This is a genomic window from Streptomyces zagrosensis (genome assembly GCF_014203645.1).
Classification (GTDB): domain Bacteria; phylum Actinomycetota; class Actinomycetes; order Streptomycetales; family Streptomycetaceae; genus Streptomyces; species Streptomyces zagrosensis.
Window position 1 is genome coordinate 58,635 of record NZ_JACHJL010000008.1, and the last position, 26,100, is coordinate 84,734.

At 68.9% G+C, this 26,100-nt stretch carries 22 protein-coding genes and 2 pseudogenes; 10 read left to right on the forward strand and 14 right to left on the reverse strand.

The window, feature by feature from the left end; genetic code table 11:
• Positions 1-144: 144 nt before the first annotated feature.
• From FHS42_RS16670 to FHS42_RS16680, 3 genes are read right to left on the reverse strand one after another with little or no spacing between them, the layout of a single operon-like run.
• On the reverse strand, positions 145-966 hold the full coding sequence (locus FHS42_RS16670) for a class I SAM-dependent methyltransferase (RefSeq protein ID WP_184573027.1): 822 nt from the start codon (positions 964-966) through the stop codon (positions 145-147).
• An 18-nt stretch (positions 967-984) separates the two neighbouring features.
• Positions 985-1,755 carry a class I SAM-dependent DNA methyltransferase gene (locus FHS42_RS16675; protein ID WP_184573028.1) on the reverse strand — a complete coding sequence of 257 codons (771 nt, stop codon included), beginning with the start codon at positions 1,753-1,755 and terminating at the stop codon, positions 985-987.
• Positions 1,756-1,786: 31 nt separating this feature from the next.
• Entirely contained in the window at positions 1,787-2,968 is a 1,182-nt protein-coding gene (locus tag FHS42_RS16680; RefSeq protein ID WP_184573029.1) for a YcaO-like family protein, read from the reverse strand.
• A gap of 215 nt (positions 2,969-3,183) precedes the next feature.
• Between FHS42_RS16680 and FHS42_RS16685 the strand changes: the two genes are divergently transcribed.
• Positions 3,184-3,846, forward strand: coding sequence for a sulfotransferase family protein (locus FHS42_RS16685; RefSeq protein WP_184573030.1), 663 nt, complete (start codon positions 3,184-3,186; stop codon positions 3,844-3,846).
• A 12-nt stretch (positions 3,847-3,858) separates the two neighbouring features.
• A complete protein-coding gene (locus FHS42_RS16690) occupies positions 3,859-4,704 on the forward strand; it encodes a sulfotransferase domain-containing protein (protein WP_184573031.1) in 846 nt (281 codons plus the stop codon).
• Between the two features lie 16 nt (positions 4,705-4,720).
• Here FHS42_RS16690 and FHS42_RS16695 read toward each other — a convergent pair whose 3' ends face one another.
• The 5 genes from FHS42_RS16695 to FHS42_RS38230 form a co-directional block, all read right to left on the reverse strand.
• The gene (locus tag FHS42_RS16695; protein ID WP_184573032.1) at positions 4,721-4,963 is read right to left on the reverse strand and encodes a hypothetical protein; all 243 of its coding nucleotides are present in this window, start codon (positions 4,961-4,963) and stop codon (positions 4,721-4,723) included.
• A gap of 108 nt (positions 4,964-5,071) precedes the next feature.
• Positions 5,072-5,539: a hypothetical protein gene (locus FHS42_RS16700; protein ID WP_184573033.1), complete on the reverse strand. Its 468-nt coding sequence runs from the start codon at positions 5,537-5,539 to the stop codon at positions 5,072-5,074.
• Positions 5,539-5,790 (reverse strand): hypothetical protein, encoded by a 252-nt coding sequence (locus tag FHS42_RS16705; RefSeq protein ID WP_184573034.1) that lies wholly within the window; start codon positions 5,788-5,790, stop codon positions 5,539-5,541. The genes FHS42_RS16700 and FHS42_RS16705 overlap by 1 nt, the downstream gene beginning before the upstream one ends.
• Positions 5,791-6,310: 520 nt before the next feature.
• A complete protein-coding gene (locus FHS42_RS16710; protein ID WP_184573035.1) occupies positions 6,311-7,825 on the reverse strand; it encodes a UDP-N-acetylmuramoyl-L-alanyl-D-glutamate--2,6-diaminopimelate ligase in 1,515 nt (504 codons plus the stop codon).
• Between the two features lie 438 nt (positions 7,826-8,263).
• Positions 8,264-8,395, reverse strand: coding sequence for a hypothetical protein (locus tag FHS42_RS38230; protein ID WP_281392794.1), 132 nt, complete (start codon positions 8,393-8,395; stop codon positions 8,264-8,266).
• On the opposite strand from FHS42_RS38230, the pseudogene hisG reads away from it, so the two are divergent.
• The 5 genes and pseudogenes from hisG to recA all read left to right on the forward strand — a co-directional run.
• Positions 8,374-8,538 (forward strand): annotated as a pseudogene (hisG, locus tag FHS42_RS36245) (ATP phosphoribosyltransferase); the annotation flags it as partial. The gene FHS42_RS38230 and the pseudogene hisG overlap by 22 nt on opposite strands.
• Before the next feature lie 131 nt (positions 8,539-8,669).
• Positions 8,670-9,329, forward strand: a complete 660-nt coding sequence (locus FHS42_RS16720) for a hypothetical protein (RefSeq protein ID WP_184573037.1) — start codon at positions 8,670-8,672, stop codon at positions 9,327-9,329.
• Positions 9,330-9,699: 370 nt separating this feature from the next.
• Positions 9,700-9,918, forward strand: a complete 219-nt coding sequence (locus FHS42_RS37180; protein ID WP_246494903.1) for a hypothetical protein — start codon at positions 9,700-9,702, stop codon at positions 9,916-9,918.
• A gap of 54 nt (positions 9,919-9,972) precedes the next feature.
• Positions 9,973-10,184, forward strand: a pseudogene (locus FHS42_RS16730) (ISAzo13 family transposase); the annotation flags it as partial.
• A gap of 235 nt (positions 10,185-10,419) precedes the next feature.
• The gene (gene recA, locus FHS42_RS16735; RefSeq protein ID WP_184573038.1) at positions 10,420-11,496 is read left to right on the forward strand and encodes a recombinase RecA; all 1,077 of its coding nucleotides are present in this window, start codon (positions 10,420-10,422) and stop codon (positions 11,494-11,496) included.
• A gap of 1,165 nt (positions 11,497-12,661) precedes the next feature.
• On the opposite strand, the gene FHS42_RS16740 is transcribed toward recA, so the two are convergent.
• From FHS42_RS16740 to FHS42_RS16760, 4 genes are all read right to left on the reverse strand, one after another.
• Positions 12,662-13,594, reverse strand: a complete 933-nt coding sequence (locus FHS42_RS16740) for a UTP--glucose-1-phosphate uridylyltransferase (RefSeq protein ID WP_184573039.1) — start codon at positions 13,592-13,594, stop codon at positions 12,662-12,664.
• Between the two features lie 409 nt (positions 13,595-14,003).
• Positions 14,004-14,873 carry a DUF6924 domain-containing protein gene (locus tag FHS42_RS16745; protein WP_184573040.1) on the reverse strand — a complete coding sequence of 290 codons (870 nt, stop codon included), beginning with the start codon at positions 14,871-14,873 and terminating at the stop codon, positions 14,004-14,006.
• A 506-nt stretch (positions 14,874-15,379) separates the two neighbouring features.
• Positions 15,380-16,009, reverse strand: a complete 630-nt coding sequence (locus FHS42_RS16750; protein ID WP_184573041.1) for an HAD family hydrolase — start codon at positions 16,007-16,009, stop codon at positions 15,380-15,382.
• Between the two features lie 227 nt (positions 16,010-16,236).
• Positions 16,237-19,314 (reverse strand): helix-turn-helix transcriptional regulator, encoded by a 3,078-nt coding sequence (locus FHS42_RS16760; RefSeq protein ID WP_246494904.1) that lies wholly within the window; start codon positions 19,312-19,314, stop codon positions 16,237-16,239.
• 509 nt (positions 19,315-19,823) lie between these two features.
• Here FHS42_RS16760 and FHS42_RS16765 point away from each other — a divergent pair.
• Entirely contained in the window at positions 19,824-21,431 is a 1,608-nt protein-coding gene (locus FHS42_RS16765) for a S8 family peptidase (protein WP_184573042.1), read from the forward strand.
• Positions 21,432-21,697: 266 nt separating this feature from the next.
• On the opposite strand, the gene FHS42_RS16770 is transcribed toward FHS42_RS16765, so the two are convergent.
• Entirely contained in the window at positions 21,698-22,324 is a 627-nt protein-coding gene (locus tag FHS42_RS16770) for a TetR/AcrR family transcriptional regulator (protein ID WP_184573043.1), read from the reverse strand.
• 125 nt (positions 22,325-22,449) lie between these two features.
• On the opposite strand from FHS42_RS16770, the gene FHS42_RS16775 reads away from it, so the two are divergent.
• Positions 22,450-23,901: an amidase gene (locus tag FHS42_RS16775; protein WP_184573044.1), complete on the forward strand. Its 1,452-nt coding sequence runs from the start codon at positions 22,450-22,452 to the stop codon at positions 23,899-23,901.
• A gap of 68 nt (positions 23,902-23,969) precedes the next feature.
• The gene (locus FHS42_RS16780; RefSeq protein WP_184573045.1) at positions 23,970-24,662 is read left to right on the forward strand and encodes a 4'-phosphopantetheinyl transferase family protein; all 693 of its coding nucleotides are present in this window, start codon (positions 23,970-23,972) and stop codon (positions 24,660-24,662) included.
• 71 nt (positions 24,663-24,733) lie between these two features.
• Here FHS42_RS16780 and FHS42_RS16785 read toward each other — a convergent pair whose 3' ends face one another.
• Entirely contained in the window at positions 24,734-26,017 is a 1,284-nt protein-coding gene (locus FHS42_RS16785; RefSeq protein ID WP_184573046.1) for an MFS transporter, read from the reverse strand.
• Positions 26,018-26,100 lie beyond the last annotated feature (83 nt).

The window sequence follows — 26,100 nt, forward strand, 5'->3', positions numbered from 1 at the left end:
TGCGGTCGTGGGACGCCGGGACACCGGCGGACCCGTGCCTCATCGTGCATCGTCTGTACCAGTGATCGCCATAGGGCAAGGGCGGCCCTGCGGGGAGGCGGCCCTTTCTCGGCCAACCCGTTCTGCCTCCTCCGCAAGGTGGGTTCAGAGCGGCTTGTGTGCCATCAGGGAGAAGGACAGCGGGACGGAGGGAACGTCGTCGGGCAGGTGCCACCACCCGTCGTCCCGCTGCTCCAGGAAGGGAAACATGGGCCAGGCCACGAACGGCCATTCTCGGAGGTGGGAGAGCGTCAGACCGGCGGCCACCAGGGAGGTCAGGAGGGACCCCATGCCGTGCCCCCAGCAGTACTCCCAGCCGTCCGTCTCGAGCCCCGGGGCCGCTTGGAGCCCCCGGTACTGCCAGCGCAGCGGCTCACCGGGACTGAAGTAGCCGTACCTGGCCCGCAGTTCACGCGATGGTGTCCGCTGGTCGAAGAGCCACGCGGTGGGGTGTGATTCGAAGAGGTGGAAGCGCCCTCCCGGGGCGACGAACCGGGCGACGACTTCCGCCCACCCGACCAGGTCGGGCAACCACCCGAGGGTGCCGTGGGACATGTAGACGACGTCGAACGTCTCCTCCAGCTGCTCGGGGAGATCGTAGACGTTCGCACACACGAAGCGGGCTGAAGGCGCGACGTCCTGGGCGAGGGAACGCGCGGTCTCGGTGCCCTCGGCACAGAAGTCCACCCCCGTCACCTGCGCGCCGAGCCGGGCCCAGGAGAGGGTGCGCACACCCATGTGACTCTGCAGGTGGAGCAGTGTCCGGCCGGATACGTTCCCCACTTCTTGGAGTTCCAGCGGGTGGATGCCCAGCCCGCCGCGGCGGAAATCGTCGAGGGCGTCTCGGGCGGAGGCTGCCTTCAGCGGCGTCCAGATCTCCCACTGCTCCTTGTTCTCCGCCATGTAGGCGGCGGGATTCTCCTTCATGGCCCGTTCCCTCCCCCTTCACTCCGCGCGCTCGTACACGGAGACGTGGAACGCGCTCGCTGATGTGAAGGGGGCACCCGCCCAGTCCGCCCAGCGCTCGCGCGGCCGCAAGCCCGCCATCCTGGCCATCAGATCCAGCTCGGACGGTGCGGCGTAGCGGAAGGACACCGTCGTACGGTGCATCTCCACAGCGCCCGACGCCCCGTTCTCGAAGATGACGTAGTGGGAGCGGTAGCGTTGCTCCGCGCGGTCGACCTCGCGGAAACGCAGGACCAGTTCGCCGCCGGCGGTGGGCAGCGCCTGACCTGCGGTCGGCGGACCGTTCGCGGACTGGGCGAGGGCCTCGGGAACGTGGGCGTCGAGGGCGAACAGGCCGCCGGGACGCAAGAGCCGGGCGGCGTGCGCGAAGCAGTCCACTTGTGCGTCTTGGGTGGGCAGTTCGGCGAAGCTGCCATTGACGACGTAGACGAGCGCGTAGGAGCCCGTCGCCCCCGAGGCCCGGAAGTCGCCCATGGTGACGGGAATGTCTCGCCCGCCTGGTTTGGCACGTAGCTGCGTGACCATCGTGGGTGAGAGGTCGACTCCGTGCACCTCCACTCCTCGCGCGGCCAGCGGCAGAGCTATCCGGCCGGTGCCGATGCCGAGTTCCAGGGCGGGCCCGGGCCCCGCGGACTTCGCGAGTCCGGCCAGGAATCCGACGGTGTCCTCGGTGACGCGGTCCGGGGGTGCGAACCAGGAGTCATAGCGGGCAGCGAAGGCGGTGTAGTCGGGCGGGCCGGATGCGGTCATCCTCGGGCTCCTCAAGGGTTGCGGGCAGGGGTCAGCCAAGGGGGTGCGGCAGCGCACCGGGCGCTCCTCCGTCACCCGAGGGCAGCGGCCGTGTCCCGGGCGCGATGAGCCGGACCACTGAGAGGCCCTCGGCCCGGATCTGCGGGGTGTCCGTCTCCACGAACAGGACGTCCTCGCCGGTGTGCGCGGCGAGCGCCGCCGGGCCGTCCTCCAGCCCTGCCCCGGCGGGTGCCGTCGGGTGCGGCAGGCGGTCCAGCCAGTGGCCCAGGCTGTCCTGGCGGTGATACGTCCACAGGGCGTGTTCCAGCGCCGAGCGGGGCAGAGTCCGCCCGCCCCATTCCGCCCAGGAGCGGAGTGCGGCGGGGCTGGTCACGCTCCACCGGACCATCAGCGCCTCGTAGGCCGCGCTCGCCACGGCCGACGCGCGCTGGCGTGCGGGAGCACACCGGGCGCCGAAGGTTTGCGCGGTGCCATCGTCAGCGTGTACGCACACCACGGCGCAGATCGACCCGTCGGCGGCCGGCAGCGACAGCACCGTGGCGTGCAGTTCCCGCTGGTCCAGCACGTTCCGCACGCAGACGGGTAGGTCATCCGGGCCTGCGCGCGCCGCGTGCGGAGCGGGCGCCCGGGCCTCGCACCAGCTGCGCCGTATCAGATCGCGTTCGAGGATCTCCCGGGCCGCATGGCCGACGGCCTTCTGCGGGTCGGGGTGGGCGCCCAGTCCCGTGGAGCCGGCCCCGGCAACTATCGCGTGACCCGGGGACGGCCGGTGCCGGAGGTAAACGGCGCCCGCCGGAACGAGCACTTCGTCACCCGTGAGCAGGGACCGGGCCGCGATCCACAGGCCGCGCGGGACACGGCTGCCCAGGGAGCCCAAAAGCGCGGCCGGGTCGAGGGCGGACACGCCGCGCCGCCGCCAGTCCTCGTAGGAGCCCAGCCAGCGCGGGGCGGCCTCGGCCCGCCGCCCGGCCAAGATGTTTCCCATACGCTCCAGCAGCTCGCCGCGGGCCCGCCGGATCACATCGGCACGGTCGCCCCCGGCTGCACACCCCACGACCACGTCGTCGCCACGCCTCGTGCCGACCGCACGCACCGCGGCGAACTCCGGCGCCCGGGCGGCCGTCCGGGCGAGGACGATACCCGGGTCCTCCTCGAACGGCGTGAAGACCTGCGGCTCCCAGCGCCGTGCCCGGGTGCGCCGGAGCATGGACATGATGCCTCCCGGCTCAGTCGAGTACGTACCCACGACGCCACGATTGGACCAAAGGGCCCGTCCGCGCACAACGGTGCGTCCACACACGGAGGCGTGAACAACGCGGCCTTGCGGCGCCGTTGAAGGAACCCAGACGGTCTGGCACCGTGTCAGCAAGCAGTCCAGGCACGGACGTGCTGACAGCATGTGCCCGTCCGTCCGCCGGGGAGGAAGGCGTGACAGCCTACGGAACTGAACCATCCCGTCCCGCAGCGCTGCCCGACCTCTCGCGCCGTACGAACGGAACCCGTACGAAGCCGAAAATCTTCGGTATCGGCCTCTCGCGCACCGGCACCACCTCCCTCGCCAATGCCCTGCACACCCTGGGCTTCGACGTCGTCCACTACCCGTCCGACCCCGCCACCTACGCGACCCTGCTGGCCGGCACCGCCTGCTTCCCGCTTCTTGACCGGTACGACGGGATCACCGACATCACCGTCGCCCACCTGTACCAGGACCTGGATCTGCTGTGGCCGGGGGCGAAGTTCGTCCTCACCGTCCGCGAAGAGGAGAGCTGGCTGCGCTCCTGCCGGAAGCACTGGGAACGGCCCATCGAGAGCAAAGCGGACCGCGGGCGGGTCTACGTGGACCTCCAGCGCTTCCTGCGGGCTGCGGTGTACGGCTGCCACGACTTCCGCCCGGAGCGGTTCCGCCGGGTGGCCCGGCAACACACCTCCGAGGTGACACGCCACTTCGCCGGCCGAAACGAGGATCTGCTGACGCTCGACATCGCCGCAGGCCAGGGGTACGAACGGCTCGCTCCCTTCCTCGGCCTGCCCGTACCGGACGAACCATTCCCGCACTGCAACCGGACGGCTGCGGGCGAAAATCCGCGGTAGGAAAGGACCAACGTGCCCCTCCCCCCGTTCGCCAAGGATTCCGGGGAAATGATCGACGCGGAAGGCGACGTCTACATCGTCTCCTTCCCCAAATGCGGCCGCACGTGGCTGCGGGTACTCATGGCCAAGGCCATCTCGACCGCGCGCGGAATTCCCCTGGAGGTCTGCCGGGACTTGGCCCTCACCGAATACAGCGCCGTCGACTCCGCAGTCCCGCGCATCGTCTACTGGCACGACGACTTCGTCGCCTGGCGCACCCCGGCCGAACTGTCCTGGAACAAGGACTTCTACCACGACCGCAAAGTCGTCCTCCTGGTCCGTGACATCCGGGACACAGCTGTGTCCCGCTACTTCCAGCGGACCCTCCGCAAGAAGCCCCCGTACACCAGGGGAATCGGAGACTTCCTCATCGAGGAGGAAGGCAGCATCAAGACCTGTCTGACCTTCTGGAACATCTGGCACGAGCGACAGGACGTGCCCGCCTCGTTCCTGCTCACCTCATACGAACGCCTGATGGCAGACACAGCCGGCGAACTGGGACGCATACTCAACTTCTGCGGCCTGCCCCCGACCGATGAGGAGGCCCTGCACACCGCGGCCGACTTCGCGAACTTCGAATCCATGCGCGCCATGGAACTCTCAGACGCGCTGGGCACGGACCGTCTCCGCCCCACCGTTCTCGGGAACCCCGACTCTTACAAGACCCGCCGGGGTGTCATCGGCGGGTTCCGTGACGACCTCACGTCCGAGCAGATCGGCTACGTGAACGACGTCACGCGTCGAATCCTCGCGCCACAGTGGCAGCCCGCGGCTTTCGCGGCGGACGCCGCCCCGCAGAGCCTCGACCGGACACCGTGACGCACCCGCCCAGCAGTCACACCTCCGACAGCAGCGTCCGTAGCCGAGGCACTGGCCGCAGCAGCAGAAGCAGGCGGTCCGGCGAGTCGGGTTCGGTGACCGCGCCGACATTGGTGATCACGAGACTGGGCGGGTGGTGGTCGAGCATGTGGGCGAACGCGGCCAGTTCCATCGCGGCGGCGCCGCTCTCCGGGCGTGTGGCGTCACAGCCGCGCCCGGGGGTGAGAAGCTCCAGCGCCCACCGGGGGGTCATCGACACCCGCCCACGCGTGGCCCGAGCGTGCGACCGGTTCAAGACCACGCCGTCACTCCAAGGCAAGCTCAAGCCGGCCCCCTCGGCAGAAGATCGTGCGTCGGTCGTGACCCGTCACGCGCGGAAGCCGGGCAGCCGCGTCACCTGCTGAGCTGTTGCGAGTTCTTCACGCGTCTGGTCGAGCTCAAGTGACAGCTCAGCTGTGGCACGAGCAAGGGCTCGCACCCGCTCACGCTCTACGGCAAGTTCACCCTTGGCCTTCGCCAGGGCATGCCTGATCGCGGTGTTCTCCTCGGCTAGGCGCTGAGCGACGTGCGGGGTGAAGTTCTGCGCGGTGGCCCGTGCTTCGAACTCGACAACTCGCCGAGTAGCCGCTTGTGCAGCTTCTCGTCGGCCTCGTCCGCAAACTCGGGTGGCGCTGTCTCGACCGTTACGGGGGTCGGGCAGGTTCCATGTCACATTGCCGTTGTTGGCTAGCTTGGTGCGGTGCTCGTCGGAGTACGCGCGGATAGCCCTCAGCGCCGGCCACCCGTTGTCGGCGAGCCAGTTCATCGCGTACGCATGACCGATCAGGTTCCTCATCAGGGGCGCGACCTCCACGCTGAACCGTCGTCGTAGAGCCGGACGACCGGCCTTCGCCGTGTGCGGTTGGTGACCTGCCACCAGCCCATCAGCATCGGCATCATCGGCATGTCGCGGACAGCGACGGTATCGAGCCGACACAGGTCGGACAGGACCAGTCGGAGGGTGTAGCGGACGGAGCTCCCGCTGCGGCTGGCGGCGAACACGGGCGAAAAGCGGGCACCCATCCGATGGGCGAAGTCCTCCGCCACAGCGACTGGTTGGCAGCGTGCCCATCCCGCGTGCTGGCACGCCGGCCACCGACCAGTTGGTCACTGGTTGCCGCACCGGGCCGGACCGATGCGGCACTGTCCGACTTCGACTTCCGCCGGGCAGCCACCGCGGCGTGGACAAGCGTGGAGGAAACCAACCGCTGCACCGACGACACCCGGCCCTGGGAGTTGGCCAAAGCCGAACGAGACAGAGACATCAAGGCAGGAAATGTCTCGATGCGGTCCTCGCTGCGCTTGTTCGGGCATGCCGCGCGCCGGCAGACACGTTGCACCCCTTCATCCCCGGTGCTGCCACCCGCGTCGCCGATCAGTGTGCGGCGATCAACGGGAGCCTTCCTCCCGCGAACCCACTGTTCCCCCGGATCAGCGAGGGCACCGCTTAGGGGTCGTCTCCTTCGGTACCGAAGCGACAGGAGTTGAGCTCGGCCGGTTCGGTTGTTCGGTGGGAGGTCGAGCGGAAAAGGCCCTGCCTGGCAGGGACCTCGCCGCTCGGCCGAACCTACCGCACCGTGCTCGACACATCGGGGTGGCTGCCAGGTGCTCGGACTCCGCCGAGCTCCCGCACGGTGGCCATGTCGCTGAAGGGCAGCAACGCGTCACCGACGATCTGGTAGGGCTCGCTGCCTTTCCCCGCGATCAGGACGATGTCGTCCGGGCCGGCTACCGAAAGCGCAAAACCGATGGCGCGGCGGCGGTCGGCGAAGCGTTCGTACGGGGTGCCCGTCTCCTCGATGCCCGGGGCGACCTGGTCCAAGATCGCCTCGGGGTCTTCGTTGCGCGGGTTGTCCGAGGTGAGGACACACAGGTCGGAGTGTGTCCCGGCGATCGTCCCCATCTCGGCCCGCTTGGTGGTGTCCCTGTCACCGCCGCAGCCGAAGACGGTGATGACCTTGGACCGGGCGAAGCCGCGGATGGTGCCGAGTACCTTGTTCAAAGAGTCCGGGGAGTGGGCGTAGTCCACGATCACCGAGGTACCACCGGAAGTCGTGACACGCTCGAACCGGCCCGGGATCTGCGGCATCCGTTCGAGCGCCGAGATCAGCCCGGGCAGGTCGTGCCCCAGGGTGTGGCAGGCCGCCACCGTGGCCAGCGCGTTGGCCACCGAGAACCGGCCGGGGGCGGGGATCGCGGCCGGGTATTTGCGACCGTCGTGGTGGAGCGTGAAGCGGGTTCCCGAGGCGTCCACGACCAGATCGGTGGCCCGGTAGTCGGCCTCGGCGTCAAGGGCGTACGTGGTCACCGCGCCGGGCATCATCGCGCCGATACGGGCGCCCACCGAATCATCGGCGTTGACCACCGCGTGCCGACACAGTCCTTGGAACAGCCTGAGTTTGGCGTCGCGGTAGTTGTCCATCGTGCCGTGGTCGTCCAGGTGGTCCTGACTCAGGTTGGTGAAGACCCCCACATCGACGAAGGTGCGGTCGACCCGGTGCGTCAGCAAGCCCATGGACGTGGCCTCCAGCACCACGGTGCCCACGTTGCGATCACGCATGCACCGCAGGAGGTATTGGAGGTCGGGGGACTCCGGGGTCGTCAGCACCGAGCGGGGCATCGGGATCAGCTCGTCACCGATTCGGCTTCCGGCCGTGCCAATGACCCCGACCCGCACCCCCTCGGAGATCCGCAGCACGGACTCGACCATGTACGAGACTGAGGTCTTCCCGTTGGTGCCTGTGACGGCCACTGCGTCCATGCCCCGCCCGGGTTCGCCGAAGTAGCGCGAGGCGACGATGGCGGCTGTGATGCGGACGTCCGGCACCTGTACGACGCAGGCGCCTTCCGCTGCCTTCGGCAGCACGCAGTCGTCCTCCACGATGACCGCCACCGCGCCCCGGGCAAGGGCCGGGGCAACCGTGCCTGGCCCGCCCGCCAGATGTCCAGGCACCGCCATGAACAGCGATCCCGGTGCCACCCGGTCCGCGTCGAAGGCCGTTCCGGCGGTGATGTGCGTTTCCTCGGCGTCACCCTGAAGGACGCGGTAGTCCTGTCCGGCCAGCAGCTCGCTCAGCTTCACAATGGTCCCTTCGGGGGTGGCTCGGCCGTGGTGCGGCTATCGCCGGAGCACAGCAACGGCGATGCGCCGAAGCTGCATGAGGAAATGGAGCGCGTGCGATGTGCGAGGTCGAAGCGGTACGCGCCGTGCTCACGAGGGAATGCAGAAAGCACGGCGGGAAAGCAATACGGGATCGCCCCGGGCGGTAACCCCGGAAGGTCGCTAGCCGTGTCCGTGCACGGCAGTGCGGCAGCTCGCCGCCACATCAGGGGCTGCCTGGTACAGGCACTTCCCGCTGACACCGGTGCGACTCATATGGCCGAGTGTACGTCCGCAAGGGTGATTCGCATTCCGCTTCAAGATCGTACGGCTGCTCCCCGCCCCCTCGACGCACCGAGCACCGAGCACCGAGCACCGGGAACGGTGAGGATCTTTTTCCGCAATCCCTCTCCGTCCACCTCACCGGCGTCCGGCACGGCCACGCGTCGCCGGTACGGCGGTGTCGAGGTCGTACGCGATCAGCACGACGCACATCACCGCTGAGCAGCCTGCGGCCACCTGCACCTGACCTCGCGCCCGGCTCGGAGTCACCCACCGTCTCCCCACTCGAACAAGGCTGGGCGGCCGTCCGCGCAATAATTCCGGCCGACCAGGCCCAGCGCATCAGGGACGAGCTGGAGACCGTCGGCGCCCGTGCCATCCTGACGAGCCGCATTCACGCCTGCCGGAGCTGACCAGACCACAATCGCCCTCGGCTCCGGAGCTGCCCTTCAATGGCAGTATCCGGGGCCGGCCCGCCTATCTTGGGCACATGGACAAGCGCAGGAGGGTGAGGGCTGCGGAACTATCCTCACCAGACGTCGAGTTGAGCAGTCATTTCGCCGAGGCCATGATCTGGTGCCATCTCCCAGCCACGATCCCTGACCCACCGTCGAAGGTCCGTCAGTCCGACGCGGTGCGTTTACGTCCTCGTCGGCGACCGCTCCCGCGGGCCCTGGCCGTCCTGGGGCTCGTCGCCCTCTCCCCCCTGATCCTTCTCGCGATTGTGTACGGGTGGGCACCGACGCTGAGCCCTCGCAAACGACGCGCCGAGAAGGCAGCCCGGGAAGACGCGAAAGCGCGGAACGCGATCGCGCGTCAACAAGGACTGCACCAGGCATTCGACGGCAACTGGTCAGGTGGAGCAGGGCAGTTGCTACTCACCTGGTATCAGCAGGCGCCCGACGCGGCGAGGCTGCTTGTGCCGATGGCCAACGAGTTCGTTCTGCTAGCGGCCCCCTCCCGCGTATGGTTCAAAGCACGCGCCCGCCGACTGAAGGTCGTGGCCCGGCTCCCCTACACCATGGCCCGGCCCGATATCTCCCACCTCGCTGCAAAGGACGTCCCGCACTTTCGAGTGACGTTCTCAGACGGCACCTGGATAGCCCTCACCATCGATGACTCGGACCACATCGAAGCGTTTCTCAGCACCTGCCGATCTCTCCCCTACCCAGCCCCCAAACCCCACCCGTACAGCGCCCTGTGACCCGGTGAGGCAACCGTCGTTCGGAAGGTCGATCTCCAGGTGGGCACGCGGTCCCTGTACGAACAGGAATCCCAAGAGCGGCTGCCGCGGCGAAGGCGGTACCGACGCCCGCGGCGCCTTGCACCGCCAACGGGCCGGGTCCGGCACGGTTGAGTTCCAGGGAGGGTCAGCCAGGGGCTTTGCGGGTGAGCGATGAGGATTCGGCGGTCGGTGCGGATTCGGTGGGGGCGGTGAGCATGTCGTCACAACACGAGCCGAACGCCTCTTCGTCGAAGTGCAGTCAGCGGCCCAAGACGTACCCGGCGCAGACGTCCTCCCCTGCTGGTACTCGACCCGGCTGGCGCGTACCGCGACGTTCTCAGCTACGCCCATGTCGCAAAAGCGGACGCCCAAGCCCCAGCGGGCCGTCTTCGGCGCCCGACCGAGGCCCCAGACCAGCGCCGAGCCACCGTATCCGTGCATCGGCCATCTGACGAACTGGCGCGCTCTCGCCCGACACCACGACCGACGCGAGCACATGAGCGACAACGTGCAAGCCGTCGCCAGGCTCCTCTCCCACCAGCGGACCGCCAGGCTCGGCCGCAGCTGAGGGCTCGCAGAGAATCGACGTGTTGTTTCCCGCGGTGCGGCTCGTTGTTGTGATGTGGGCGTCTCCAACGGGGTTTGTGGTCAACTCATCCTGAGATTCCGGGTGTTACTCCCGCACCTCGACGAACGGCAGCGGCGGCTGGTGATGGGAGGTGAAGCCCGGATCTGGGCCACTGCGGTATCCGGGCGGTTGCGCGGGCGGCCCAGGTCAGCGAGACGACGGTCCGCAAGGGCATGGACGAGCTGGAGACCGGCGAGGAACCCATGACGACGTTCGACAGCGCCGTGGTTCATCGAGGGGAAGCGGGCGACGGCGCGGTCTGCGTCCGGAACGGTCCGGTGCGCGACCCGTCCCGTTCCCCCTCGGTTTGGTACCTTTCACTAGACACGAAAATCGATCGGATGTTCGTTTACTGGGATCTCCGAGACGTCCGTTGTCGGCAGTAGACGCTCACGTTCTCCGACGTGCGGCGTGCCACACCATCGGACCGGGTGAAAGCTCATGGCAGGAACCGACCACGAGAAGGCGCTGGACACCGCGCTCGCACAGATCGAGCGGAAATATGGCAAGGGTGCGGTCATGCGCCTCGGCGAGCGGCCCCATGAGCCCATCGAGGTGATCCCTACCGGATCGACCGCGCTGGACGTGGCGCTCGGTGTAGGCGGGCTGCCCCGCGGCCGTGTGGTGGAGGTATACGGGCCGGAGTCATCCGGCAAGACGACGCTGACGTTGCACGCAGTAGCGAACGCGCAGAAGGCCGGCGGCTCGGTGGCGTTCATCGACGCCGAGCACGCCCTGGACCCGGAGTACGCCAAGAAGCTCGGCGTCGACACCGACAATCTCATCCTGTCCCAGCCGGACAACGGTGAACAGGCCCTGGAGATCGTCGACATCCTGATCCGCTCCGGCGCGATCGATCTGATCGTGATCGACTCCGTCGCGGCCCTGGTGCCGCGCGCCGAGATCGAGGGCGAGATGGGCGACTCCCACATGGGTCTGCAAGCCCGTCTGATGAGCCAGGCCCTCCGCAAGATCACCAGTGCGCTCAGTCAGACGAAGACGACGGTCATCTTCATCAACCAGCTGCGCGAGAAGATCGGCGTGATGTTCGGCTCCCCGGAGACCACGACCGGTGGCCGGGCACTGAAGTTCTACGCCTCGGTGCGTCTCGACATCCGCCGTATCGAGACGCTGAAGGACGGCACGGACGCGGTGGGCAACCGCACCCGCGTCAAGGTCGTCAAGAACAAGGTCGCGCCGCCCTTCAAGCAGGCCGAGTTCGACATCCTCTACGGCCATGGCATCAGCCGCGAGGGCGGCCTGATCGACATGGGCGTGGAGAACGGCTTCGTCCGCAAGGCGGGCGCCTGGTACACGTACGAGGGCGACCAGCTCGGCCAAGGCAAGGAGAACGCCCGTAACTTTCTCAAGGACAACCCAGACCTCGCCAACGAGATCGAGAGGAAGATCCTTGAGAAACTCGGAATCGGGGTACCGGCGAAAGCCGCAGTCGCCGAGGACACGGGCGCCGTCCCGGTCCCTGACGCCGCACGGACCTCGGCGGGGAACGCCGCCTGACAAGCAAGGGTGCGGCCAGGCCCGGGGCCAGGCTTCCCACCTGTTCAGCATCGCGGCGTGCTCCTCGGCCCAGATTCGCTAGCGTCTCTGGACCCTGCCGGGAACCTGCTCGTGCGCGTCTGGGCGATACCAGCCCTTACGCGAGGCACAGCGGACACCGCGCTCGGCGAGGAATCGACACCCGCGTCAGTATCCGGCTGGTTGAGAGCGGCCGGATACGTCGGGAATGCCGGGCGCCTCGGGCAAGGCTTCCTCCTGACGGGAGTCGGCTGGAGGCTGGCACGGGCGACTGGGGGCAACGGGGGTTGCGCATCCCGCACGAGCGGAGATGTTCCGTCGCGCAAGATCCGGACCATTCCCGGCCTGGAGCGCGCCCGCGAGATGTGGACGGCGGGAGAGTTGGCCACACGAACCGACCTGGAGGGCGACCCGACCTGATCCAAGATCCATGGCCGGATACCGCGTCACGGGGCGCCACCTGGGGCGAAGCCCGCCCGCCGGACGGCGGGAGCCAGTCAGCTGTAGATCGACGCCAACGCCCGTACAGCTGACGGCCGTTCACACCCCGCCCACCGCGGCTGCGCCGCAGCCGACCGCGACGGACGCCTGCGCCCGGTCGGTCGGCCACGCGATCCTCGACGCCCACCGTCCGCCTTCCCAACCGGCTACGCGGCCTACTCACCCAGATCCGCCCCGCCCCGGAACGCGTCTTGGCCCGCGCATCCACCAGCCGGCCGTGCTCTGGTCCTGGAGCGTTGCGCCACCTCCGCCGGTGCTCGTACGGCATCGGGCGCGCCAGTTCGCACCAGACGTCGAAGCGGTCCGCGGCGTCGAAGTCGTCGCCGCAGATCACCGTCGTGATCAGGTAAGCCCTCCGGTACGTGGTCGTCGGTCGTCGTGACCGGCGGCGCCCTGTCCGTGTAAGCGATCGGAGTGCGACCGCAGGTCCAAGGAGGGAGCCCCGATTGGCTCAACGAGTGCGCTGCCACGCAGCGACGGCCCGGCACGTACCCAGCCGAAAGCCCGAGAGCAGACGACGCGATGGGGGTTGGCGCGCGGCGACGCAAGCGGGGGCGCGCCCGGGCGGCTGCTCCCTTCGAAGGCGTGTGGGTGATGGCATGTGCTGACCCTGTTGGTTGGGGGTGCGGCTGGCGGGAGTGGCGGGTCAGGTCGTGGTGTTCTCCGTGCCGGGTGCGGGGTGCTCGCCGTCGCCGAGCTCGCGGGCGAGGCGGCGCAGGACGGGACCGTATGCGGGGTGCGCGAGGGCGAAGGCCATCTGGGCGACGAGGTAGTCCGCCGGGTTGCCGGTGTCGTACCAGCGGCCGGAGATGATCTGCCCGTACACCGCACGGCCGGCGGCGTAGGCGTTGATGGCGTCGGTCAGGTAGATCTCGCCGTCGCGATGCTCGTGCCAGCGCCTGGTCTGCTCGCGCAGTTCGTCGATGATGCCGGGGGTGATGACGTAGCCGCCGATCGCCGCATACGCCGAGGGGGCGTCGGCGGGCTTGGGCTTTTCGACCAGGCCGGTGATGCGCAACAGGCCGTCGTCCAGGTCCTCCTTGACCACGGGCACGCCGTAGCGCTGGGAATCGCCCGGGTCCATGGGCAGCAGGGCCAGCACCGGGCAGTGCGTCGCCTCGTAGGCGCGGATCAGCTGCTGGGCGCGGGGCGCCTCGGCCACGAACACGTCGTCCGGCCAGAGCACCAGCATCGGCTCGTCACCGAAGTTGCGGGCGGCGTTGAGTACCGGGGTGCCGTTGCCGTACGGGCCGTGCTGGTCGAGGTAGGTGATGTGCCCTTGGCGGGACAGTTCGGCGACCTCCTCCACCGCGTCCGCGTACGCGGTCTTGCCATCCGCGCGCAGCTGCTCGACCAGGGCGGGGTTGGGCCGAAAGTGGTCCTGGATCAGGGACTTGCCGCCGGAGACGACGATGGTGATGTCCGTGATGCCGGACGCCACCAGTTCGCGCACGGTGTGTTCGATCACCGGCTTGTCGCCCACCGGCAGCATTTCCTTGGGGATGGCCTTCGTCAGAGGCAGGAGGCGGGAGCCAAGTCCGGCTGCGGGGATGACAGCCCTGCGGATCGTCGGGGGCATCAGGTCTCTCTCGATCGAAGGGCACGCACCGTGCCGGCTGGCACGGCATCCTTCGACGCTACCAACGCCGGCCGGCCCCACCGCGGTGGCAACCGCTGCTCCTTCCGCGCCCGACACGTGGCGGCCGGGCCGTGTGCGGCCGGCATATGGCCAAAGGTGTTGGTGCGGTGTGTCGGTGGGTCTCGGTTCAGTGATCGTCGCAGTGGCCGGTGTCGCGGGGACGCGGGGGCTCGTTGCTCCCCCAGTGAGCTCCAACGGGCCAGGCGTCGGGCGTTGGACCTCGTTCGCGACCGCGGCGAGATACGCGAGAACCGTGCCCTGTGACGCATCTGCCAACCTGAAGCTCAACCGCGAAGAGCTGCCCTCCGTGGTCGGCCCGGCCGCGGAGCCGGCCATGGGCGAGGCTTTGTCAGTAGTGCTCTCCTCGGTAGATGCCGTCGGTGTCGGTACTCCGACCCCAATCAGCGAAGCTCGTGTTCCCCAGCTCCATGTTGACGACGAAGGAACCGGCCGCTGCGAGGGTGATTCTGAACGGATCGTCGTCATCGTCAGGCGTGCTGTTCACGGCCAGCAACGGGAAGTCGGCTGAAACCAGGGCCTGTTCGTCAGCGATGAGCACTAAAATTCCGTGGGGCCAGCCCTTGTCATCATGCCGGAGCTGGGCCTGGATCTCATGCACCGTAAAGCCCGCGTAGGCACGGTTATCGATGACGGTGATTGACGCGTAGTGCTCCGAGCATCCTTCGAGGGCCAGGAGCAAGTGCGTCCACTCATCTGGTTGCTCGAAGGACGTCCGCACCAGGAGTGGACCGGCGATGTCCTCGATCGTGGCGGCGGGCGGCTCAGACGCGGCCCCCGTACGCTCGCCGGGGATGACCTGGATGAGGAAGCGGGGCTTCTTCTCGTGCGAGGTCCGGTCACTGGCATGGACGCGGATCAGATAGGGGCCGACTCCCGCGGTGGCGAGGTTCTCCTTACGTAAAGGCTCGTATCCGCCGTCGCACAGGGAAAGGAAGCCGGTCGTGGAAATCACGGTGATCTCTTGGACTTCCTCCCAGCCGTTCTCTGCTCCCGGGTCGTCCCCGGCGTAAAGGGTGACGATGGGGTTCTCGGAGGAACTCCCGGCGTCAATGCGCAACCAGTCCTGTTCAACCGCCAGGAACCCGCGTTCGCGCGGCAGCTTGCCGGCGTTGGGGTCCATGATGTCCAGGTCGCCCCACGCCTTCATTTTCAGTGGCCGGGTGCGGCCCTCAAGGAGCGGCCAGTTCGTACGCCGCATGGATAACTCCCTTCGGACGAGTTGGTGCCTGTCGTTTCGCGTCCTGTGGACAGGCGATGTGGCAGGCGCTTTACGTGCCTTACTTGGTACGAACGGTCGTAGCCGTCACCTTGAGGATTCGCTGGCCCCCGTAGGAGCCACCGATGCGCGCGCTGCGGCACATTGGCCACCCCAGTACCCTCAAGGCGACCGGCCGCATCTGGGACCCGCCCCGCCAACGAGCCGCTGATGACCCCTTGCTGAGCGTTCGTGGCGCAGGCAGACCCGTAACGTTTGAGCACCCTCGCGAGTGAGGAACAGGCCGGCCCCGTCCATGTCGGTGTGGACTGGCACTGTGGTGTACACGTAGCCGTTCCACGACCCGCCGAAGTCAACCCACTCCGGGACACTATCCCGGTCGAACACCCGCTGCGGAGCACGATGCGCCCCTATCTCCGCTCGCGCATCAGGTGGCACTGTGGGCCGCGATGTGCTGACGCCGACGCCGTGTTCCGTGGATGGCTGCGTCATCCGGCGGCGGTGACCTCGCCGTCGAGAAGCGCGTCGAGTTGAGCCGCCGTCGCTGCCGGGTCCGTGGTGTGGTGGATGGTGCGGATGCCCAGCGTCTCGGCAGGGGGCAGGTTCCGCACGTGGTCATCCACGAAGACACATTCCGGGCCGGTGAGCCGCAAGGCGTCGAGCGTGCGTTGGTATATGACTGGTGACGGCTTGCGGACTCCCTCGACCTCGGACAAGATCACCGCGTCGAAGTGCGCGTACATATCGAGTTCCCGGTAGGGGTCATAGGGCGTGCGGCCGAAGCTGTTTGACAGCATGGCCACCTTGATACCGGCCTTGCGGGCGCGTTGGGCCGCAGCCATGATGGCCGGTTCCGGCCGTAGGTTGGCCAGGGCTCGTCTCATCAGGTCAGTCGAGTCGATGCCGAGAAGGTGGCCGATGACACTGTTCCACTGCTCCTGTGTCGCCCGCCCGACCTCCAAGTCCGCGTACGCGCGGACGCCGTCCGGGTGCTCGCCCAGTGCGCGGAAGTACGCTCCCGGCGGCAAGTTCTCCGACCGCTCGAACGCCTCGCCGTTCAGTCTCATGCGGGTTGTCAGTACGCCGCCGAAGTCGAGTATGAGTCCGCGGTAGGACATCGGGCTCTCCCTGTCGAGAAGTCGGGTGCAGACGTCCCAAGTTTCGCCCTTCGCGCACGCGGCGCCCTACCCGCAGACCACGCGTATCCGGCGGCAAACGCGCACACGAGACAGCGCCCCGGACCAGACGCCTCCAGGCGCCCGCAGGCACCCGCAGGGCGCGCTCTCTTGGCCGTACACGCCTATCAGCGACGCCCGTTGGGAAGTGGCGGCAACGCAGCGCGCGGCTATCTCCGGTCTCCTTGTCGCGGGCCCGCCCCGCTGCCGGGCTTGCCGAGGCGTGCGGCCTGAGCGTGCGCAGCAGCGATGTCCGTGCGGCAGGTGACGTTCAGCTTGCGCATGATGCTCGCCACATGGTGCTCGATGGTCCGGGTGGACAGCACCAGGCTCTCGGCGATGTCGCGGTTGGCCCGCCCCTGCGCGACGAGCCGGGCCACCTCCTGCTCCCGGGGGGAGAGTCGGTCGCCGTAGCCAAGACGGCCGCGCCGATGTGTGGTAACGATGTCATGACGGCGCAGCAGCCGGTGGCAGCGGGCGATGTCCCAGCGGGCCCCGAGCTCCCGGTAGGTCTCGATGGCGCGGTGGATGACGCTCACGGCCGCCTTCGGGGGCTCCTGGTCCCCGTGGCCCGGCTCCTTGTCTGTGCGCTCCTTGCTCCCGTGCCGCTCCTGGCCGCCGTGTTCTTGCTGCGCCTGTTCGTGACCACCGTGTTCCTGGTGGGCGTGCAGCAGGCAGCGCCCTTGGGCCTCTGCTGCCCGGGCCGCGTCGAAGGGGCGGCGCAGCCCCTGCCAGGCCTCCTCCGCCTTCGCCAGCACGGTGGCAGCCTCGCCGTAGCGGTTCTCCGCCTGTGCCTGCCGTGCCTGACACACCGTCAGTGCGGCCCACGCGGCCGGCGCGTCACGATCAGCGATGCCGGCCGCGAAGTCGGTGATCAACCGGTGTGCCCGCGCAACCTGCCCGCTGCCGTACAGCGCTTCCACGGCGATGGGCACCACCTCGGCGCCCCACACCCAGCCGCCGGTGCGCTCCAGCCGGTGCACGGCTACTTCGACTGCGTCGCTCGCCTGCCCGGGCCGCCCCGCCTCCAGATGGATGCGGGCCAGGGCGGCGGCCGAGGCGGTGAGGACGAAGCCGGTGTCGAAACAGGTGGTACGGGCGGCTTCCTCCAGGTCGCGACGGGCGCGGGGAACGTCACCGAGCACATGCAGCGCGGCCAGCCCACGTACGAGCATGGCCTCCGCGGTGAGGTCGGGTATCTCCCGGAACAGCCTTGTGACGTGGTCGGCCTCGGCGTGCAGGCCGTCCCAGCGCCCCTCGTGCCAGGCGAGGACCAGTCGCGCGGTCTGGGTTAGCCCCTCCACATAGGGGCTGCTGGAGTCGGCGAGCCCGGCAGTGGCTCGTTCCAGGCATTCCCACGCCCTCGCGTTGTGTCCCAGGGCCAACGTGGCGTGCGTCAGGTTGGTCCAACCTCGGGCGTACTGCGCGGCCTCCATCGCGGAGGAGGCCGGGCGGCGTAGCTCTTCGGCGGCGGCCCACGCCCGGCGATCGCCGAGGAACATCAGCGCGCTGGCGCGGTTGGCGGCCATCGCCGCCCGGGCCACCGGGTCCGTCACCTGCACGGCGAACGTCTCAGCTCGCTCCAGCCAGGCGTAGTAGCGGCTGACGGGCCAGCCCTTGATGGAGGGGATGGCGGCGGCCAGCATGGCGCGCACGGCGGTATGCGGGTCGGAGACCTCCAGGTCGGGGATGGCTCGGGCGATTTCGTTGAGGCTGTCGAGTGCTCCTCCGCTCTGGTTGCGGAGCAGAATGCCCAGTTGCAGGCGGAGTTCGCCGCGTAGCTGGGGCGGCGGGTCGTCCTCGTCCAGCACCCGTCGTATCGCGTTCACCACCCGCTCGTCGGCCCGCGCCAACTGCGCCGTGCGGGCCAGTTTCGCGGCGGTACGGATACGGCCGTGGGCTCGGGGGTCCTGCGCGATGGCCAAGGTGTACAGGCTCGTTGCGGCGGTGTAATCGCCCTCGACGGTCGCCCGGTCGGCAGCCGCGGTGAGGTAGCGCAACCCTTCTCGTACCCGGCCCGCCGCCAGGTAGAGATGGGCCAGGTCGGCGAGCGGCGCCAAGCCGCCCCGGTGCAGTGCCCGCGCGGCGCGCAGACTCAGCCGGGCCAGCCGTGGCCGGGGCACCGCTTCCAGCGCGGCCTGCCGGTCCAGCGGGTGCCGAAACGCCGGGTCGGGTCCATCGGCCCGCAGCACTGCACGCCGCACGGCGAGGTCTACGGCCTGCTCGGCGCGCCCGCACTCGATGTCCGCCACCTCGGCCAGTACGCCTACGGAGATCGCGCGGCCCACCACCGCCGCCGCCTCGACCACTCGCTGCGCGTCATCGGTGAACCTCTCGCGCCGCTGAGCCAGGTCACGGCGTAGCCGCAACGGCACCCCGGCGTCGCGGATGGCGTCCACGACCGACCCCAGCGGCGCACCGCCTTCGCAGACAGCACCCAGGAGGGCCTCGAACACGCCGGGCAATCCACCGGTGCGCGCGTGCAGCAGTTCCACCAACCTCGGCTCGGCGGCCCGCTCCCCCAGCCACTGCGCCGCGGCCTCCCGCGTCTCGTCGGCGGTCCAGGGCCGCAGGGTGATCTCCTCGACCAGGACGTGCTGAGGTAGCCGGAGCCCGAGGGCCGGCAGCCCGGGTGTGGAGTGCTCGGTGACGACCAGTCGAAGCTGCGACGGCATGCTGCCCAGCAGGTCGTGCAGCAGGTCCAGGGTCGCGCCGTCCGCCTGGTGCACATCCTCCACGACCAGCACTGTCGGCCCCTGCGCCGCCAACAGGGCCCGCAGCCCGCGCCGCAGCAACCCGGCCCGCGCCTGTGGGTCGGCCGCCGCTGCGGGAAGCTTCGGCAACCACTGCGCCAACTCGGGCACCACCGTGGCCACTACCCCGGTCACTGACGGCAGCGCAAGGTCCGGACGGCACGGTAGGCCGGCCAGCGCGTCGGCGATCGGAGCGAGCGGGACATCTCGCCGCAGATCGGGACAGGCACCGCGCAGGTGCACCCAGTCGCCGGACTCCGGCGCGGCCAGCACCTCGTCCACCAGCCGAGACGTGCCAACGCCGGCCTCGCCGCGGACGATCACCACGCACGGCGGTCGCCGCAGCGCGGAGCGCAGCCGTGCGACCTCCGCTACCCGTCCGACGAAACCGACCGCGGCCCGGGCGCCGGCTCCATCGGCTCCACTAGCCTCGCCCGCCCCATCGACAGCGCAGGCATGTCCGTCCACAGGCTCCTCCTCCACGCCGCTGGCCATCGCACCTGGCCGGGCCACGGCGCCCCTGATCAGGTGGTCTACCGGTCGGCGCCCGCTAAGGCAATAGGGGGCGACCACCTACGCAATAGGTGGCACTACCGGGGTCATGAGGCTTGGGGAGGCCGCACACCGCCTCCTGCTCTTTGGGTAGCCACTACGGATTGCTGGGCCCTGGCCAGGTGTTCGAAGCTGCGGACGGTCCGACAACGCCGATCCCGTACACCCCCGTTCCTGACCTACAGGACCGGGATCGCCGGGGCTGCTGCTCCCTCGCAGGCGCCCGACGTCGGACCCCGTGCCGCGCACCTCCCCACCTCGCACGGCACGCCCCACCCCCACCACTCGCGGTCGCTGAAACCTGGCACGACGTGACGGTCGTGCTCGCGGTGCCGGCACCACCCACTTCGCCGCAGCGAACCCGCCTCATTCCGTGGCGCAGTGCGCGAAGGACGCCGCGTGTGCCGCCTCCGGGCCCCGATCGGGCCTGGATAGCCCTCAAGGGAGTAACCATGCAGTTCGACGCTCGCGTTGTTCGGCGAATATGCGCCGTTGGCGCCAGTGCCACCCTGCTCGTCGGCGTCGCCATGACCGCCGGAGCATCGGCCACGCCCGCACCGCCAGTCGGCGGCGAAGGCCGTATCGTCGGCGCCGACCGCCCCGGCGCGGTCGAGGGGTCCTACATCGTCACCCTCAAGGACTCGGTCGCCCGCGCCAACATACCCGCCTCCGCGAAGACGCTGACCAACAAGTTCTCCGGCGACCTGGGCTACACCTACACCGCCGCCCTGCGTGGCTTCGCGGTGAAGATGACCGAGGAACGGGCGAAGCAACTGGCCGCCGACCCGTCCGTGGCACGCGTCGAGGCCGACGGCGCGGCGTACGCCGTCGAGACCCAGACCAACCCGCCCTCTTGGGGGTTGGACCGCATCGACCAGCGTGATCTACCGGTGGACAAGAGATACACCTACGGCACCGCCGCCGGGGTGGACGCGTACATCGTGGACTCCGGCATCCGCATGAGCCACCGCGACTTCGGCGGCCGGGCCGTCAGCGGTTACGACTTCATCGACAACGACTCCAACGCCTCGGACTGCCACGGCCACGGCACCCACGTGGCCGGCAGCGTCGGCGGCAGCGCCTACGGCGTCGCCAAGGACGTCAAGCTCATCGGCGTACGCGTGCTCAACTGCCAGGGCAACTCAGGCGAGACCTGGGCCCCCGTCCTCGCCGGCATCGACTGGGTCACCAAGAACGCGGCGAAGTCCGACCGGCCGGCCGTGGCCAACATGAGCGTCGGCGGCGGCAAGACCCAGTCCGTCAACGACGCCGTGGCCGCCTCCATATCCTCCGGCGTCGCCTGGGCCGTCGCGGCCGGCAACAACAACGCCGACTCCTGCTCGTACAGCCCCTCGTCCACCTCGTCGGCCATCACCGTCGGCGCCACCAACAGCCGGGACGCCCGCGCCACCGGCTGGTCCAACGGCCAAGCCTCCAACTACGGCAGCTGCCTGGACATCTTCGCCCCCGGCGACAGCATCGTCTCCACGTCCAACTCCGGCGACACCGCATCGCAGTCGATGAGCGGCACTTCCATGGCCGCCCCGCACGTCGCCGGCGCAGCTGCCCTGCTGCTCGCCGCGAACCCGACCTGGTCCCCGGCACAGGTTCGCGACAAGCTGGTCGCCAACGCCACGCCCGACAAGGTCACCGACGCCCGCACCGGCTCCCCGAACCGACTGCTCCACACCGGCACCGGCGACACCACGCCCCCCGGCCCCAAGTTCGAGGCCACCGCTGACGTCAAGATCAACGACAACGCCACGGTCGAGTCCCCCGTCACGGTCTCCAACGTCCAGGGCAACGCCCCGGCCAACCTGTCGGTCGAGGTTGACATCCGCCACACCTTCCGCGGCGACCTGCGCGTGGAGCTCGTCAGCGCCGGCGGTACCGCCTACCCGCTGAAGGACTACAACAGCAACGACGGCGCCGACAACGTCCAGGCCACGTACAAGGTTGACGCCTCCAGCCAGGTGGCCAACGGCACGTGGAAGCTGCGCGTGACGGACAACTGGACGAACGACACCGGTTACATCAACGCTTGGTCGCTCCAGTTCTAATTGCGCACCGTTTGATCCACCCGCGCGTCCCCAGCGCGTCCTGATACACCCCGCAGCGCCGCCCCGTCCTCACTTTCCGAGGACGGGGCGGCGCCTTTGCATATCGGCGCGCCCTGTTGCCCATTTTGTCGGCGGTAGCCTGCCGGCTGTGCCGATCTTGTTCCTCACCTGCGGGCTCCCTGGTGCCGGCAAGACGACGTGTGCCGTGGCCAAGGCGCGATGACGCCGCTGGCATGCCGACCGCGAGGGGCGCGAGTGCGGGGCGGTCAGTCGGTGGTCGCCTGGGATGCACCGAGGGAGGAACGGTGCTGCCGCACGATCCCCTCAACGATTTTCAGCAGTCGATCCCCTGTCTGATCAATGCTTCCGTTGTGCGTGCTGACCTGCGCGCCTTCGAGTACGAAGGTGATCTCGGCCGCGGTCTGCTCGGGGTCGGGCAGTTCGGCCTCGGTGCACATGGCGACCATGCGGCGGGTCTGGTGGGCCTTGTGCTGCTCGATCACTTGCCGTGCGGGATGGGAGCGGTCGGGCAGTTCGGCGATGGAGTTGATGAACGGGCAGCCCCGGTGCGAGATCGCCGGCAGCCCATCGGCGATGAAGCGGGCCACTCCCAGGATTTGCTCCCTGGGCCGGCCGGGGTATTCAGCCTCGACCCGGTCGAAGGCCGCCTGGTAGTCGGCGGCGACGATCCGCAGCCACTCCGCGACTAGCGCGTCCTTGGTTTCGAAGTGCCGGTAGATCGCCATTTTGGTGGTCTCGGCCCGCTCGGCAATCGCCTGGACGCCCACCCGCCGGATGCCCTCGCTTTGGAAGAGCTCTTCTGCCGCGTCGAGGATGCGCTCACGAGGCGGCAGTTTCGCCACCCTGCTCGGCCTTCTGCCGGTCGATGCCATGACTCCGAAACGTCCGATCCTCAGTGGGGCCTCTCACTTCCTGCTACGGTACCAGTCCGTTCCACGCGATACCGTTGGGTATCGTGTGACACTGATCGGTATCGCATCTTCTGCTGGGAGTGACAGTGAAACTTTCCGAGTACGTGAGCTTCGACGCGGTCGGGCTCGCGGAGCTGGTGGCCAAAGGCGAGGTGACCCCCGGCGAGCTGGAAGCAGCCGCACGCGAGGCCGCGCAAGCGGTCAACCCGCAGATCAACGCCATCGTGGAGACCTGGCCCGCCGACGACGAGCCCGCCCCCGGCAGCGCACCGTTGGCCGGGGTTCCTTTCCTGATCAAGGACATCGCAGTCTTCATGGCCGGGAGGCGAATGGAGTTGGGCAGCCGTCTCGCGGCCGGCAACGTCTCCGCCGCCGACTCCTCCTTGATGCTGCGCTTCCGTCGCGCCGGCCTCGTCACGTTCGGGCGTACCACGACACCGGAGATGGCCTACAGCACCACAACGGAATCAGTGCTGTACGGCGCGACCCGCAATCCGTGGGATCTGGAGCGCAGCGCGGGCGGGTCCAGCGGAGGCGCGGGCGCGGCTGTCGCTGCCGGGGTGGTCCCGATCGCCCACGCCACCGACGCCGCCGGCTCGATCCGCGTCCCCGCCGCCTATAACGGCCTCTTCGGGTTGAAGCCCACCCGTGGCCGGGTCTCCGTGGGCCCGTACTTCGACGAAATCTTCAACGGCCTGGCCGTGCACGGCAGCGTCAGCCGCACCGTGCGCGACAGTGCGGCACTGCTCGACCAGATCCGCGGCCCGGAACCGGGTGATCCCTACTTCGCGCAGGAGCCGTCCCGGCCGTACGCGCAGGAGGTCACTCGCCACCCGGGCTCCTTGCGGATCGGTGTCCTCACCCAGGCATGGGGCGGACACCGCACCACCACACCAGTGGCCGACGCTCTCTCTCGTACGGTGCGTCTGCTCGAATCCCTCGGTCACCAGGTGGAGGAGGTCAAGGTCGATCTCGGGGCCGACTGGGAGGACTTCGCGTTGGCCAGCGCCCGTCAGTGGACGGCGAATCTCACGGTCTCGATCGACGAACTGGCTGCCGCCTTCGACCGGCCCATCGACTCCTCAACCCTTGAGCCGCCCATCCTTGCCAGCTACCACTACGGTCAGCAGGTCAGCGGCGCCCAGCTCGTCACCGCTCTCGCGATCCGCAACCGGGTCGCTCGCAGCCTGGCACGGTACTTCGACGCTCACGACATACTGCTCACCCCGACCGTGCCCGAGCTTCCCGTGCCCTTGGGCACCTATGCCAAGGGCGCAGAGGCGCTGGATGGCCTTGGTTGGCTTCGTCGCCTCTTCGACTTTTCGCCGTTCAGCGCGGCGTTCAATGTGGCGGGCACGCCCGCCATGTCCGTGCCGGTGACGGCTGACGCCGCGACGGGGCTCCCGATCGGTATGCAGTTCGCTGCCGGTTACGGGCTCGAAGACCGTCTTTTCCGCCTCGCTGGACAACTCGAACGGGCATGTCCCTGGTCGGGCCGAACCCCCGCGGTGTGGGCAGGAAACCATACGGGCCGCTAACGAGCGCTCATGGCGAAGGGGCCGGGAGTCCATGGGCGAGGACCCCGGCCCGCTCGTAGGCTGGACCCGTGATCGCTGAAATCTTGCCAGCAGGAGTCGTAGTGGCGGAATACTTCGGCGATCCCCCGGATGCCCGGCTCTTTCCGGAAGAGGAGGCGGGTGTGTGCGGCGCTGTCGATGAACGCCGCCGCGAATACACCACGGTTCGACACCTCGCCCGGCTTGCCATGCAGGATTTGGGGCTACCAGCCGTTGCCATCCTGTCCGGCACGCGACGTGAGCCGCTGTGGCCTTCGGGCTTAGTGGGCAGCATGACCCATTGCGTTGGCTACCGAGCAGCCGCGCTGAGCTTCGCCGATCGCCATGCCTCGATCGGCATCGATGCCGAGTTGCATGCGCCCCTTACCGAAGGCGTGCTGGCGAAGATCGCCTCTCCTGGTGAGATATCGCGGCTGGCGGAACGTGAGGCCGGGCGCCCCGAAGTGCACTGGGACGCGCTGCTGTTCAGCGCCAAGGAAGCCGTCTATAAGGCATGGTTTCCGCTGACCCGTCGCCGACTCGGTTTCCACGAGTCGGAACTCAACTTCGATCCTGATTGCCACGCCTTCACCGCCGATGTGCACCGCGGTGAACCTGTGGTGGCGGGATATCCCCGTACTCGGTTGACCGGGCGGTGGCACGTCCACGACGGAATCGTCTTCACGGCCGTCACCATCGGCCAGGCACTCCTCAGCACAGTGGTCGCAGATCGCGATGTGTAGGGCGGTCGTGCTGGTCGGCGGGGCTGAGCTCGCGGGCTGGGTTGTCGCGAGGCCAACGCGCCCACCGCCGCTCAGGCGCGGCTCGGCACCCGGCCCAGGGTGCGTATCGGGCGGGCCACCAGCAAAGCGGCGGCGGTGAGGAGGGCGACCACGATGCCCACCTGGAGCACCCGGTCGGTGCCGAACGCCTCGGCGGCCGGACCGGCCAGCGCACTGCCGACCGGGAACATGCCGACAGAGCCCGCGACCTCGTAGGCGTGGACACGGTTGAGCACCTCGCCCGGCACTTGGGTCTGCACGCTGGTGGCCCACATGACGCCCCAGAAGGTGATGCCGATCCCGACCACGACCTGAGCGATGGCGAGCTGCCAGACCGGCCAATCGAGCACGATGCCAAGCGGATACAGCGGGTAGGCCAGCATCGCCACGGCCCCGGCGGCGAGTGGCCGTACCGGCTTGTACCGCATCGCCAGCAGACCACCGGCCACGGTGCCCGCGCCGAACGCGCAGTTGAGCAGGCCGAAGGCGGTGGCACCGTGCTCGGGCACGATCACCCCGGCGGCGATCGACAGTTGCGGCCCCCAGGAGAGCACAGCGAAGAACATCCAGATCACGATCACGCCCCACAGCCAGTCACGGGCGCGGAACTCCTGCCAGCCGACCACCAGGTTGCGCAACAGGCTCTCGTCGGCCGGCGGGGCGGGCACCGTCCCGAGCCGGAGCGTGAGCAAGCACACCGCGCTGGTCCCGTACGCGACGGCCGAGATCACCATCACCCAGCTAGTAGCGGCCATTCCGACCAGCACACCAGCCAGCGCCGGGCCACCCAGCGCGGTGAACGCCTCGGAGATACGCAGCACCCCGTTGGCGCCCTGCACGTCACGGGCCACCAGCGGGACGGTCGATGAGGCACCCGGCTGGAACATCGCGTTGGCGATGCCGACCACCACCAACAGCCCGTACAGGTGCCAGAGGTGATCGATTCCGACGAAGAAGAGGACGGCGAGCAGCACCTGGGCGGTGAGGTTCGCCAGGTCCGCGGCGATCATCATCCGGCGCGCGGTGAAACGGTCGGCGAGCACCCCGCCGAACACCACCAACCCGGCGAACGGGCCCACCAGGAAGGCCATCGCGTACCCCGCGGTGCTCAGCCCGTGCCCGGCGCTGAGCAGCCCGGCCGAGACCGCGACCGGCAGCATGGCCCAGCCGAGTAGGCCCGCGCTGCGTGCGGTGAAGTAGAACTGGAAGTTACGGGACCAGATCGCCGGTTCCCCGGCCGGCGGCGCCTCGGCGGGCCGGTCCTGGTGCTGCGAGGACGTAACCGCCGCAGTGTGATCTGCCGAGCGATCTTTCATGACTCTTCAGTGCTCCAGCCGTAGGTTGTGATCTTCGTGGTCGAGTGGCGGCTGGAATGTCTCGCCGCCGGCAGCCGGTTCGA

What these genes read in the sequence shown, in the direction of transcription:
- FHS42_RS37180 (WP_246494903.1), top strand. Translation starts at nt 9,700, where the DNA reads ATGTCGCAAAAGCGGACGCCCAAGCCCCAGCGGGCCGTCTTCGGCGCC.
- FHS42_RS16740 (WP_184573039.1), bottom strand. Translation starts at nt 13,594, where the DNA reads ATGCCCCCGACGATCCGCAGGGCTGTCATCCCCGCAGCCGGACTTGGC.
- FHS42_RS16675 (WP_184573028.1), bottom strand. Translation starts at nt 1,755, where the DNA reads ATGACCGCATCCGGCCCGCCCGACTACACCGCCTTCGCTGCCCGCTAT.
- FHS42_RS16770 (WP_184573043.1), bottom strand. Translation starts at nt 22,324, where the DNA reads ATGGCATCGACCGGCAGAAGGCCGAGCAGGGTGGCGAAACTGCCGCCT.
- FHS42_RS16670 (WP_184573027.1), bottom strand. Translation starts at nt 966, where the DNA reads ATGAAGGAGAATCCCGCCGCCTACATGGCGGAGAACAAGGAGCAGTGG.
- FHS42_RS16680 (WP_184573029.1), bottom strand. Translation starts at nt 2,968, where the DNA reads ATGTCCATGCTCCGGCGCACCCGGGCACGGCGCTGGGAGCCGCAGGTC.
- FHS42_RS16785 (WP_184573046.1), bottom strand. Translation starts at nt 26,017, where the DNA reads ATGAAAGATCGCTCGGCAGATCACACTGCGGCGGTTACGTCCTCGCAG.
- FHS42_RS16750 (WP_184573041.1), bottom strand. Translation starts at nt 16,009, where the DNA reads ATGTCCTACCGCGGACTCATACTCGACTTCGGCGGCGTACTGACAACC.
- FHS42_RS16700 (WP_184573033.1), bottom strand. Translation starts at nt 5,539, where the DNA reads ATGAGGAACCTGATCGGTCATGCGTACGCGATGAACTGGCTCGCCGAC.
- FHS42_RS16745 (WP_184573040.1), bottom strand. Translation starts at nt 14,873, where the DNA reads ATGCGGCGTACGAACTGGCCGCTCCTTGAGGGCCGCACCCGGCCACTG.
- FHS42_RS16765 (WP_184573042.1), top strand. Translation starts at nt 19,824, where the DNA reads ATGCAGTTCGACGCTCGCGTTGTTCGGCGAATATGCGCCGTTGGCGCC.
- recA (WP_184573038.1), top strand. Translation starts at nt 10,420, where the DNA reads ATGGCAGGAACCGACCACGAGAAGGCGCTGGACACCGCGCTCGCACAG.
- FHS42_RS16760 (WP_246494904.1), bottom strand. Translation starts at nt 19,314, where the DNA reads ATGGCCAGCGGCGTGGAGGAGGAGCCTGTGGACGGACATGCCTGCGCT.